We start from the raw sequence: 7,833 nt of genomic DNA, 5'->3' as shown, positions 1-7,833 counted from the left end.
AAAGAACCTTTTCCAGCCAAATAATCAAAAACCGCCGATAGCTTCGTTTCCTTGCTATATGCCCGATCGTGCTTTTGGGGCAGAAATCCTGCCGGCCCTTCCGACTTATATCGGCTGACCCAATCTGCAATCGTCTTATGATTTACTCCTGCCAATCGTCCCGCTTCACAACATCCGACCTTTCCGAATAGATATGATTCTACGATACGTATTTTTTCTTCTGCCGCTAGCTTTCCTTTTTTCGGCATAATATTACCCCCAGACTGAACAGTGTTTTTTATTTCACTGTCCTGTCTAGGGGTAGCATATCATATATCCGGGGGTTTCCTGTTTTTATACATGTACCTTTTTAAATTTCTATAGATTTAAATGGTTAAATATGATAATATTACATAAATTGATTACGCATAAACTTAATAGAGACAAACTTGCTACCTAAAAAGCAAGGATACAAATCCGTGGGTCTACGAACAAATGTTTATGACTGCCTGGTTGCGACTGTTCGTATTTGCAACGGGCAGTCTTTTATTTATTTGCAATAAAATACGATGCAGAGGTGACTTATGTATCCTATAGAATGGCCTTATAAGCAATTACTTGACGAATTACATGATGGCGTATATTTCCTGGACAAAAACAGGAACATCATTTATTGGAATAAAAGTGCCGAGATGATTACGGGGTTTACTAGCGAGGCAGCATTAGCTCATCTGAATTGCTGTACTCTATTAGTTCATGCTGACAAACATGGAGAAATAGTATGCAACGATAAATGCCCCGCATCATTAACACTACTCGATGGTCAACTCCACTCATCCGAACTATTTTTTCGGCATAAAGATGGCTACCTATTAGCAGTTTCAATCAAGACCTTTCCTCTAAGGACAGAAATAGGAGAAATTATAGGTGCTGTCGCAATTTTTATTGATAATTCCCCTCGCGAAGCATTGTTTCGTGAATTAGAACAATTACGAGATAGAGCAAATTTTGACCAGCTTACCAGCATTTATAATCGCAGCTATGGTGAAACACTAATTGCAGCCAAACTGGTTGAGCACCAAAAAGGCGACCGCCCTATCGGTATTTTGTTTGTGGATATTGATAAATTTAAAGGAATCAACGATACCTATGGACATGCAATCGGTGATCTGGTTCTTAAAACCGTGGCGAAAACGCTGAGCAACAGCATCCGAAATAATGATTACGTCATCCGCTGGGGTGGTGAAGAGATCCTTGTGCTGCTAACTGGCAACTTTAACCTGAAAGGTCTTGAACGAGTTGCCCATAAACTGCGAATTCTCGTTGAGCAATCCAACATCTATACTTGCGATCATACAATACAGGTTACCGTGTCCTTAGGCGCTACTCTTGCCCGTCAGGATGATACCGTGGATACGTTAGTAAATAGGGCCGATCACCTCATGTACCAAAGTAAGAAAGCGGGACGTAATTGCGTTACAATTGGATAAGATCAGTTCTTATCTCCGTGCACTTTAGCGTTATTGTCAAAAAACCATTCTCTAGTATTTAGCTTTATCTTATATAAATATTTCCTAGCATTTTAGTTACTTGTATGGATTCTAAATGAATTTCCAATATATGCATTCGATATAAATCATGTACCATAAGTACTATTCTAAGAAAGGAGTTTTTCAAATGTCAATACCAGCAGTAACTGCAAGTATGAACAATCAATATTTAACTAACTTTCAAAAAACAAACAAAACCCCAGCCATTGCGGAAGTTCCAAAGTATACAACAATAACCCCCCCAAATAAAATATTTGATTTCAAAGGTTTAACAATCAAGGAATAATACGATTCCTCTATAACCACTTCTGAATATCGCTACTATATACTTTTCCTTGTGAAGTATTTAGTAGCGATATTTTTTTAGCTATTAGTAACGCTGCAGCAGTTATAAATGTAAAATACCATCAGGAAACTCTCTATATCAAATTATTTTTCTTTATATTTTATCATAAGTGAAATCACTAATAGACAAATAAACATCCCTACAATTAAACCAATTCCAAAGTCGGCCATATGAGTAATCATTTATTCAATCACCTCATTGCATTTTCCGTTATGCATGCTTTTTAGCCATAACAGGATTCTTTCTTCTAAATATATCCTAATTATAAAGAAAATGTATTACAGTTTTGTTACAAAGTTTTTACATCCATATCTTTTATCCAATTCATCTTATTTGAATACCTAAACGTTCTGCTGATATTTTTTAAAATCTGGAATGTTACCTTTTGTACTGTGTGCATTAAAAAAGGATTCTACTCTATTATTAGAACCTTTGTATTCCTACATTCGGGTAAGCAGATCAGCCCCTAACCTCATTGATGTAAAACATAATGTCATCAATTCATTTACTACTATTATGCCTAGCCATGGCACTAAAACACTCTTGCACATATGATATAACAATCACAAATATTGGAGGTATAAAAATGTTAGATTGCAATCAGCATAGATGCTGCGAAAAGTGTGTTGGAAAATTTATTGAAACCTATAAAATAAATGAAGTATCTCGTGAGGAAGTCAAGTTTGATCACTGCCGTTATCCTTTATGCCCTAATTGCAGTACCGATTCGGACGATCCACATTGCCATGCGTTAGAACATTTGCGTTTAGAAGATTTAAGACTAAGCAATATAGCTATATTAAATGGTGTTGATCCTGTTGGTAATATAATCTTCACTAACAATAAAGTTTATCGTGGTATTCATAAACATTTTGCGCAAGAATATCTTACTATTTTTCATATATGTCATCAACGAGGATTATTCGGGCATCATATTATTAATACTAAAATTGCTGATGATTTTAGTTTAGAGCCTTTTGGTTTAATATTGGAACACGAATTAATATGGCCTTATATCTATCCGTTTGAGTGGTCACTATCAATGATCATAGATGCCGCATATGCTGTTTTAAATTTGGTAAGAAAACTTGATCAGGTGGGCCTGGGGCTTAAAGACGGACATCCATTTAATAGTTCTTATCATAAAGGTATGTTTTACTTTATCGATTTTGGATCGATTATTCATCAGAAAACAACTTTATGGATGTTTAAAGAATTTATTAATACTTTCATAAACTGGATTATTTGTAAAATAAAAGGCATAAAACATAATAAGGTATTAGTTGAAGATGAGATCACCTCTCATCTCACTAATGAGGAACGAGAGCAATATAATGTTTTTAAAACAACTATTTTAACGTTTGCATCCTCTGGAGAAATTCTAAAAGCAATAGAATTACTTTCCTATTGGATCAATTATTATGAAAAAAAGATACAAATTACATCCTATAACTCAACTATTCCAAATGCACCTCTTTATTCGATTGTAAAGTTTATCAATGATGCAAGAATCAAATACGTCATGGTGGTTTCTGGTAATTATTCAAATCTTTGTTTTACATTAAATCAAAATAATAATATAGTTACTGTCTTTAACGAAGACCCACAATATATAGATTTTATTTATTCTCAGATTAAGTCAAAAGAAACCAATATATCTCCTGCATTAATTAATTTTTTAAATCCGAATGGTCCCAATGATGGATCTAGGTGGTTTAATGCAGAAATTAGATTTTCTTCGGAAATGATAATTGTATTTAATCATTTTTTATATCAAACAAACTTTGAGGAATTAAGTCGAAAATTAAAGTTATTTACTAATAAATATGCAGCTATCGAAATTTTTGACCCACCAAATGAAAGTCTTATTGAAGGAATTAAACGAGATTTCAATATTATCGATATTACCAAAGAAGCTTATGATGGCAAGAAAATTTTATTTCTTAAAGTTAAGTAAAATACGATGAGTCCTCTTGTTCCATTTCTTATTGCCATCACAAATTATCGCCTATTCAGGGCAGAAAAACTGGAACTGGGTTAATCCCAGTTCCAGTTTTTCTGCTGCAAATCTTGCTGCCTTCATTACGATTTACACCCTAACAGGTAAATTGAAACTCCGGTTCGGTTTGTCTATCATAGCCGCTTCTTACTTGGCAAGCCCAATCCGCAAAGGTTTCTGTCCAAAAAGCGGTATTAAAAAATGCCTCAATTGCCTGCTCATTTTGTAGGTTAAAAGTAATAATAGTAAAAGGAGCTGCACCTTGCTCAAGTATACCCCCAAATACACTATTCGTGCTAACACCTTCTTCGACTAATAACATTAGCGGCAGTCCTCGTTGATAAGCCATAGAAGGTTCAATTTGCAAGTAAGGGCTTGTAAGCCAAAAGTCGTTGAATACTTGCTGTCGAGATGTTCCTGGTCTAGATGTTGCTTGTGTTACAAAGGACCGTCGAAAGGCTATTGCCATTAAACCATAGCTGCTTAAAATCATGCGGCGAATTGAGGTTAAAGGTGTTTCAGTATACTGATCTGAAGGGCCAAGTGTGCGCGGAAATAATAACGCCGCCCTAATTGCGTTCGTGATATTTTCTAGGAATAAAGCTTGCAAAGTATTATAAGGAGTGGCGTAACTGAGGAATACAGGAATCCTATATAAAGCTTGGTTGCTTTCTTGCAGTAAGTTTGATGTTTGCGTGCTTGCTTCCTGTTTTCCAATTGAAACTTTTATTCTATCTTCCGAAGCATCATCCATATGGTTATATCCTCCTTTAATCATATATTAAATACTATGTAAACAATCGTGGCGATGTTACTGAACTCATGGAATTATACTTTGGCTCATCCTAACAGTTATTATTTAATGATAATGTATCGATCGGTTATAATCGCTTATCAAAATTGCTCTGTATACTAAAAAATAAAGTAGCACACACTTTTATTAGGAGGTGTCAGTAATGTCTAAACGAAAAAAGACCATCGAAAAAGTCACTGATCAGTCTATAAAGAACAATACTTTCCCCAATATCACCACTGCCTACGCCATACTTAGTTCAAAAGATGATATCGGCTTGGATGCCACAGCCACTATAAAAGAAAATAACAAAAAGGCACCATAAAGGTGCCCTTTTTAGAAGCAGCCAAGAGGACTCTAGGTGAAGCAACATCACTGAACAGAACCCCAAGGAACGTACACGAAATAAATAGCCCTATCGTAGAATATCTTTAAGTTACGCTGGCTGGCATCTTTTTTCATAGGGTGTCAGCCGCGTTTTTAGCTGAATGCGTTCAAAATTGTAAAAGTAGATATATTCATCAATGATCTGACGAGCTTCATCAAACGTCTTTATCCTATGCCTATGTATGCATTCTGCTTTGAGAATACCAAAGAAATTTTCTGCCATAGCATTGTCATAACAGTTTCCGCGCCTTGACATAGAAGGCGTAATGCCATATTCTTTTGTTAGGTTGAAATATCCTGTGGAAGTGTATTGAAACCCTTGGTCACTGTGGAGTTGCATTTCTGGAGTGACCCTTTCCTTTTGTTTAGCCTCTTTAATAGTGTTTAGAACTAGATTGACGTTTGTGTGGTGCTCATCTTATGTGCCACAATACTACCATCGAATAGGTCACGAATTATGGACAAATAGATAATACCTTGTCCCGTGTGAATGTAGGAAATATCCGTGACCCATTTTTGATTGATTGCTTCTGCATGGAAGTCCCTATTGAGTAAATTCGAATATTTATGTAGATGTTCTCCCATACGCCTATACTTTTTGTTACGTCGAATCTCTGCGAGTAAACCGTACTGGTTCATTATACGCAATACTCTTTTATGGTTAATGATAAGGCATTTCACTTTTTCTAACCATATTTTTACACGTCGGTACCCATAGGTTTTTCTTGCATGTTCCTGACAGGTTATTATCATCTGCCTCAGTGGTTCATCCTTATTAGGTTTGTCCATCCGATTAATAAAACTATAATATCCACTGCGTGACACAGAAAAAAATTGACACATGACTTTAATACTGTATTTAGCTCTATGCCGATAAATTGCTAAATACTTTACCGTTTTTTTCACCTCCTTCCACCGAGTTGAAGAAAAGAGCGTAACAATTCATTTTCCATCTTCAAACGCTTAATTTCATTATCTTTTTCATCTTCAGTGATTTGATAACCTTTAGCTGTTCTGCCTCGCCTCTTGGGTGAAATCCCTGCTGCTAAAGCACGTTGCTTTTGATTATAAAGTTGGACGATGTTTTTTACTGTTTTGATATTCGAAAGTCCAAAGAGCTCTACTATTTCCTTATTGGTTTTTCCTTCGGATTTTTGTTTTATAATATCATCAATAATTACCGAGCTATAATGCTTCATTCCCTTTTTACCAGACATGATTAAACCTCCTATCGTAGATGATAAAATTCTACAATAGGAGGTCTTTTTCTTCAATGTCCGTATTTTCGGGTTCTGTTCACACATTAGACAGGCTGTGTCTTTTTTTCTTAATTAGTCAACACTATAATAAATTGAGTCCCTCTTAAAGAATATACTTAAGATATGAAGATGAAAGAAACAAAATGCCTTTATACTTCCATATTTTTTCCCCTTCATCTCTCACATAAAAGGATTTTAACCAATGCATCCAGAAAGTATAAAAGAACCACCTTAAAATATTCTATTTACAAAATTCAGGAGGTATTAACGTGATTTCACAAAATATTTACAATAAGATTAATAAATCTTCGTGGATACGCGCTATGTTTGAGGAAGGAGCAAAACTTCGGAAGATTCATGGTGCAGAAAATGTATATGATTTTAGTTTGGGCAATCCTGACTACGAACCACCTGTAGAAGTAAAAAATGCCATCAAGAAATATACGTCAGACGACTGCACTGGCCTTCATCGTTATATGAGCAACGCTGGACACCCAGAAGTCCGAGAGAAAATCGCAGAAAAAACTTCTGAGGAAAGTGGCTTGCCTGTAACACAAAATCATATCATCATGACCTGTGGAGCTGCTGGAGGGCTGAATGTTGTCTTAAAGACCATCTTAAATCCCGAAGATGAAGTAATCGTTTTTTCACCTTATTTTGTTGAATATCTATTTTATATTGAAAACTGTAGTGGGAAACCTGTAGTTGTCCCAGCAGATCCCCAGACTTTCGAACCGTCTCTAGATCTTCTCGCCAGAAGTATCACACCTAAATGTAAAGCAATCATCATCAATTCACCCAATAATCCGACAGGTGTAGTATACAGCGAAGAAACATTAAAAAAGATTGCTGCCCTTTTGGAAACTAAAGAAACAGAATTTAGCTCAGAAATACTGGTCATATCTGATGAACCTTACAGCAAAATCGTCTATGATCAAGTGGAAGTACCCAACATTCTAAAGATATTCAAGCATTCTGCCATTGTCAACTCCTACAGTAAATCTTTAGCCATCCCAGGCGAACGTGTTGGTTATATTGCAGTAAATCCTAGTATCACTGATGTAGATTTATTAATCAATGGCATAATTTTTTGTAATCGAACACTAGGATTCGTAAATGCCCCTTCCCTCTTCCAGAAAGTAATCGCCGATTCGTTAGACGCGGTTGTAAATACTGATGAGTATAAAAAAAGACGTGATTTCTTATATAATAATCTGATCGAGTTAGGATATTCCTGCGTAAAACCCCAGGGGGCATTTTATCTATTTCCACAATCCCTTATTCCTGACGACATCGAATTTGCAAAACGCGCATTGAAACACAATCTCCTCATTGTACCTGGCAGTGGATTCGGCTGCCCTGGATACTTTAGATTGGCTTATTGCGTTGATTTTAAGAGTATTAAAAATTCTATTCCTGCTTTTAAATCATTGGCGGAAGAAATTAAAGGGCAGAAGTAACATACCAAAAGAGACAGTCATTTCATGATGATACCAATTCATTGGCTATCATCATGAAAT

General features: G+C 35.7%; 10 protein-coding genes. 5 read left to right on the top strand and 5 right to left on the bottom strand.

The window, feature by feature from the left end:
- A partial coding sequence (locus tag BMZ99_RS22270; protein WP_139214822.1) for a helix-turn-helix domain-containing protein occupies positions 1–248 on the bottom strand: 248 nt, incomplete at its 3' end.
- A gap of 315 nt (positions 249–563) precedes the next feature.
- Between BMZ99_RS22270 and BMZ99_RS22265 the strand changes: the two genes are divergently transcribed.
- The 3 genes from BMZ99_RS22265 (at position 564) to BMZ99_RS27235 (ending at position 3,832) form a co-directional block, all read left to right on the top strand.
- Positions 564–1,469: a sensor domain-containing diguanylate cyclase gene (locus tag BMZ99_RS22265; protein WP_090943098.1), complete on the top strand. Its 906-nt coding sequence runs from the start codon at positions 564–566 to the stop codon at positions 1,467–1,469.
- A 187-nt stretch (positions 1,470–1,656) separates the two neighbouring features.
- The gene (locus BMZ99_RS26560; RefSeq protein WP_175490665.1) at positions 1,657–1,815 is read left to right on the top strand and encodes a hypothetical protein; all 159 of its coding nucleotides are present in this window, start codon (positions 1,657–1,659) and stop codon (positions 1,813–1,815) included.
- Between the two features lie 646 nt (positions 1,816–2,461).
- Positions 2,462–3,832, top strand: a complete 1,371-nt coding sequence (locus tag BMZ99_RS27235) for a hypothetical protein (RefSeq protein ID WP_245755113.1) — start codon at positions 2,462–2,464, stop codon at positions 3,830–3,832.
- A 139-nt stretch (positions 3,833–3,971) separates the two neighbouring features.
- On the opposite strand, the gene BMZ99_RS22255 is transcribed toward BMZ99_RS27235, so the two are convergent.
- Positions 3,972–4,628, bottom strand: a complete 657-nt coding sequence (locus BMZ99_RS22255) for a hypothetical protein (protein WP_217645130.1) — start codon at positions 4,626–4,628, stop codon at positions 3,972–3,974.
- A 202-nt stretch (positions 4,629–4,830) separates the two neighbouring features.
- On the opposite strand from BMZ99_RS22255, the gene BMZ99_RS26555 reads away from it, so the two are divergent.
- Entirely contained in the window at positions 4,831–4,992 is a 162-nt protein-coding gene (locus BMZ99_RS26555; protein ID WP_175490664.1) for a hypothetical protein, read from the top strand.
- A 111-nt stretch (positions 4,993–5,103) separates the two neighbouring features.
- Here the strand turns inward: BMZ99_RS26555 and BMZ99_RS27230 are convergent, their stop codons facing one another.
- The 3 genes from BMZ99_RS27230 to BMZ99_RS27225 are packed head-to-tail and all read right to left on the bottom strand — an operon-like array spanning position 5,104 to position 6,271.
- Positions 5,104–5,433, bottom strand: a complete 330-nt coding sequence (locus BMZ99_RS27230) for an IS3 family transposase (protein WP_090943096.1) — start codon at positions 5,431–5,433, stop codon at positions 5,104–5,106.
- Positions 5,434–5,444: 11 nt separating this feature from the next.
- Positions 5,445–5,960 (bottom strand): IS3 family transposase, encoded by a 516-nt coding sequence (locus BMZ99_RS22245; RefSeq protein WP_090943095.1) that lies wholly within the window; start codon positions 5,958–5,960, stop codon positions 5,445–5,447.
- A complete protein-coding gene (locus tag BMZ99_RS27225) occupies positions 5,957–6,271 on the bottom strand; it encodes a helix-turn-helix domain-containing protein (protein ID WP_245755111.1) in 315 nt (104 codons plus the stop codon). Before BMZ99_RS27225 ends, BMZ99_RS22245 begins: the two co-directional genes overlap by 4 nt.
- Before the next feature lie 311 nt (positions 6,272–6,582).
- On the opposite strand from BMZ99_RS27225, the gene BMZ99_RS22235 reads away from it, so the two are divergent.
- Positions 6,583–7,773 carry a pyridoxal phosphate-dependent aminotransferase gene (locus BMZ99_RS22235; RefSeq protein ID WP_090943093.1) on the top strand — a complete coding sequence of 397 codons (1,191 nt, stop codon included), beginning with the start codon at positions 6,583–6,585 and terminating at the stop codon, positions 7,771–7,773.
- The last annotated feature ends 60 nt before the right edge of the window (positions 7,774–7,833 follow it).

Origin of the sequence: Pelosinus propionicus DSM 13327, from assembly GCF_900114615.1 — a bacterium.
Classification (GTDB): domain Bacteria; phylum Bacillota; class Negativicutes; order DSM-13327; family DSM-13327; genus Pelosinus; species Pelosinus propionicus.
Note: the sequence above shows the minus strand (reverse complement) of the source record. Positions and strands in the feature narration are given on the sequence as shown.

Excerpts from the sequence above, each read along its gene's own strand:
- BMZ99_RS22265 (WP_090943098.1), top strand. The coding sequence starts at position 564 with ATGTATCCTATAGAATGGCCTTATAAGCAATTACTTGACGAATTACAT.
- BMZ99_RS26560 (WP_175490665.1), top strand. The coding sequence starts at position 1,657 with ATGTCAATACCAGCAGTAACTGCAAGTATGAACAATCAATATTTAACT.
- BMZ99_RS27235 (WP_245755113.1), top strand. The coding sequence starts at position 2,462 with ATGTTAGATTGCAATCAGCATAGATGCTGCGAAAAGTGTGTTGGAAAA.
- BMZ99_RS22255 (WP_217645130.1), bottom strand. The coding sequence starts at position 4,628 with ATGGATGATGCTTCGGAAGATAGAATAAAAGTTTCAATTGGAAAACAG.
- BMZ99_RS26555 (WP_175490664.1), top strand. The coding sequence starts at position 4,831 with ATGTCTAAACGAAAAAAGACCATCGAAAAAGTCACTGATCAGTCTATA.
- BMZ99_RS27225 (WP_245755111.1), bottom strand. The coding sequence starts at position 6,271 with ATGTCTGGTAAAAAGGGAATGAAGCATTATAGCTCGGTAATTATTGAT.